The sequence below is a fragment of the uncultured Gemella sp. genome, from assembly GCF_963519265.1.
In the GTDB taxonomy this organism is placed as follows: Bacteria; Bacillota; Bacilli; order Staphylococcales; family Gemellaceae; genus Gemella.
This window is the reverse complement of sequence record NZ_CAUQNQ010000128.1, coordinates 1-3,261: the sequence shown is the minus strand read 5'-3', so window position 1 is coordinate 3,261 and position 3,261 is coordinate 1. Positions and strand designations below refer to the sequence as shown.

The window sequence follows — 3,261 nt, the reverse complement described above, 5'->3', positions numbered from 1 at the left end:
GCAAGGATTATAAAAAATAATCCAATAAAACTTCTTCTCATTTATTTTTACCTCATTTCTTTTAATTTATCTTTTAATATTTTGTAGTAATGTCTTGAAATATGGACTTGCTTCTTTGAATTAGAAAAAGAAGCGGTACTTGAACCAGAAAAAGATTTTTCTAGTGAATAAATTGCTTTTGTATTTATTATTGAACTCTTAGAAATTCGACAATAGTAAAAAGGAATAAGTTGCTCTAATTCGTATAATTTGAATTTAACCTCGAAAAATTCATCGATAGTGTGAGCATAGACTTTATTATCGTCAGTTTCAAAAAATAAAATAGATTCTAGAGGGATGAAATATTCAGAGTCGCCTTTGTAGAAAATTATTTTTTGAGAATTTACTATAGCTTTTTCAACTAATTCTTTAATTAAGATGACATCACTATTTAAGTCTGGGGTCTTAATAACTAGTTCGACTTCTTTAAGATTTGAGTCTAGTTCGATATTAATTTTCATATTGTCTCCTTTCTAAATGTTTATAGTTATATTATATATTATTTCAGTTTAAAAATTAATAGCTTTTAGGTAAGTGGTAAAAAATAGGAAGCAAGTGGTTAATAATTTAATTGTTTCTTATTATTTCTTTTGGAAAGTTAGATAAAAGCTAAATTATCACATGAAAGAAAAGTGCTTTGGATACGTTAACATATAGTCTTGATTTTTCATTATATTTATTGTATAATATAAACATACATGGGAGTGGATGAGTTCTGGTGTGCTCTCTAGTCTTCAAAACTAGTATGAGGGGTTAAGAGCCTCTTGGGTGGGTTCGATTCCCACACATTCCCGCCAGTTTTTTTTATTTTTTGAATATAGTAATGCCATCATGGGTTTTATCCATGATGGCATCATTTTATTTGTTTATGATTAATAAAGAAATTGATATAAATAAGAAGAGTACTAAAATAATTATACTTTTATTTTTGTCAACAGAATATTTATTATAATGTGTTCGAGCTTTGAAGTCTTCATAGGCATGAACTGTCATCGCCTCAGAAATTTGAGGTTGCCAAGTTAACGCGATGAATATAGCTTTAGCATAGTAATATGGTGACCAAAATGGTAAGAAAACTCCTCGAAGACGACTAGATTTTGTAATCATTTGTGTTTCATATTGTATTCTTGGTAAAGCTTGAATAACTACTAAGAGTCCGTATACTATATTTGAAGATAACCCATGTTGTTCAAAGTATTTTAGTAGTTCTACAAGTGAAACATATGTTGCTGTGATTAATCCTAAAGCTGCAAAACTATATGTCCTAGAAAAAATTAAGAGAGCAAATTTATAATTAGAACTATGAACAATAATAGCCCAAGCAGAACCCAATGCGGGTAACAGCGGTACTAGGATGAAATACAGTAGCTTTTTCCAGTATCTTGATAGACAAAAATAGAGAATTGTTACACCAATAATCATAAAATTTAAAACTAATAATTTACTAAATGAAATCCAAATAGTTAATAATAATACTATTAATGCTAGAGTAGGACTAATTATTTTCTTCTGCATAATAATAATTCTCCTTTATATAATGTAGCGTATTCTCTGAAATTTCAATATGATAATCACTCTTATTATTTAGTGGTTCCAGTCTATGGCTTACAATAATAAATGATTGTCCAGCAAGTCTTTTATTTTCTTCAATCCAATCCATTATAAATGAGCATGCTCTTTCATCAAGATGGGTAAAAGGTTCATCTAATAGTAGCAACTCGGTTTTCTGACTCAGTAAACACATAAGTTGAATAAGTTTTCGTTGGCCACCACTATAATAGTATAGACTTTTATCAAGCTCTTTTTTTAAATCAAATTCTTTTAAAAGTTTCTCTTGCCACAAGGTAGCGTGCTCCCAAATATCTTTTTGCATTGAAATCTCTTCACGAGGCATCAAGCTAATAAACTGTTGAAAGGCATCTTGTAAACAAGTACTTATTTTTTTATACAACTTCCTTGATTTCTTTACCTTTTCTTCATTAAAGTATATCTTTCCATCGTATTTTTTTAATTGTGAAATAGCGTGTAATAATGTTGTTTTTCCTGTTCCATTATCTCCCGTCAAAGTGGTAATGCCTTTAAATATATGAAAATCATCGACATTTAATAATTCTTTTTTTCCTTGTTGTATAGAAATGTTTTCTAGTCTTAAGATTTGTTCAGATTGAGCATTGTTACATAACTTCACATTAGAATTTTTAGAAGTTGGCTTTGTTACTAACTCTAAATTCCCATCAGAAAGATAAGTAAAGGTATCTGCATAGTTCAAGTATAGATGATGCTCATGATCGCACACGATTATAGTCACACCATGGTTGTTTAAGTCTTTTAGAAGAGTTAGTAGAGAATTACGAGTCTTTTTATCAACATTGGCAAATGGTTCATCTAAAATTAAAACTTCACTTCCCATAGCTAATGCTACTGCAAAAGCAGCTCGTTGACGTTCTCCTCCAGACAATGTATGGATATGTTTTGTAGAAATTTCACGAGTATTTGTAATAGATAAAGCATAATCCAGTTTTTCGTTAATAACCTGTGGTTCTAGACATAGGTTTTCTAATGCAAATATTATTTCTTCTTCTAAGGTAGGCATAACAAATTGATTAATCGCATGTTGCATGACATATCCGATATTTTTAACGTGTTCTTGCATAGGAATATCAACAATGTTTTTCCCTTTGTAAGTAATTACTCCCTCATAATGTTCTTTATTTAATTTACAAATAGTACGAAGCAGGGTAGACTTACCGCTACCAATATTTCCGGTTAAGACTAACCAACTATGTTCTTTTATTTTTAAACTAACGTTATCAAATAAGACTTTATCTTTAATTTTTAAAGAAAAATTATCGATTTCTATGATATTCATTATTTACTACCGCTGTTTTGTACTTTATTTACTATATTCAAGATTAGTTTAACACAGATAACTCCAAAGAAGAATACAGAGATAAAACGTACTAGTAGAATCGCTAAAATCATACTTACAGAAAATGCTTCGTATCCAGCTTGGAAATATTTATAAGCGAAGCTAAATAGTGTAATACCCACTGCAGAAAGAAATAGTGAAAATGTATCGTAGCGTTTGTATCTTGTAGCTAAGAAACCAACCTCAGAACCCACTCCTTGCACTAAACCTGAAACAAGAACAGCAGCACCAAAGTATGAACCATATAGCATTTCAGCTAATGCTCCTAGAACTTCTCCAAGTGTAGCACTACC

At 30.1% G+C, this 3,261-nt stretch carries 4 protein-coding genes and 1 tRNA gene; 1 reads left to right on the top strand and 4 read right to left on the bottom strand.

The window, feature by feature from the left end; all coding sequences use genetic code 11:
- Positions 1-47: 47 nt before the first annotated feature.
- Entirely contained in the window at positions 48-500 is a 453-nt protein-coding gene (locus RWN11_RS07875; protein ID WP_314161181.1) for a LytTR family DNA-binding domain-containing protein, read from the bottom strand.
- 239 nt (positions 501-739) lie between these two features.
- On the opposite strand from RWN11_RS07875, the gene RWN11_RS07870 reads away from it, so the two are divergent.
- A tRNA-Sec gene (locus RWN11_RS07870) sits at positions 740-836 on the top strand.
- 61 nt (positions 837-897) lie between these two features.
- On the opposite strand, the gene RWN11_RS07865 is transcribed toward RWN11_RS07870, so the two are convergent.
- From RWN11_RS07865 to RWN11_RS07855, 3 genes are all read right to left on the bottom strand, one after another.
- Positions 898-1,554 carry an energy-coupling factor transporter transmembrane component T gene (locus RWN11_RS07865; protein ID WP_314161180.1) on the bottom strand — a complete coding sequence of 219 codons (657 nt, stop codon included), beginning with the start codon at positions 1,552-1,554 and terminating at the stop codon, positions 898-900.
- Entirely contained in the window at positions 1,535-2,908 is a 1,374-nt protein-coding gene (locus tag RWN11_RS07860) for an ABC transporter ATP-binding protein (protein ID WP_314161179.1), read from the bottom strand. The genes RWN11_RS07865 and RWN11_RS07860 overlap by 20 nt, the downstream gene beginning before the upstream one ends.
- Positions 2,908-3,261: ECF transporter S component (locus tag RWN11_RS07855; protein WP_314161178.1), on the bottom strand; the 354-nt coding region annotated here is incomplete at its 5' end. The genes RWN11_RS07855 and RWN11_RS07860, both read right to left, overlap by 1 nt.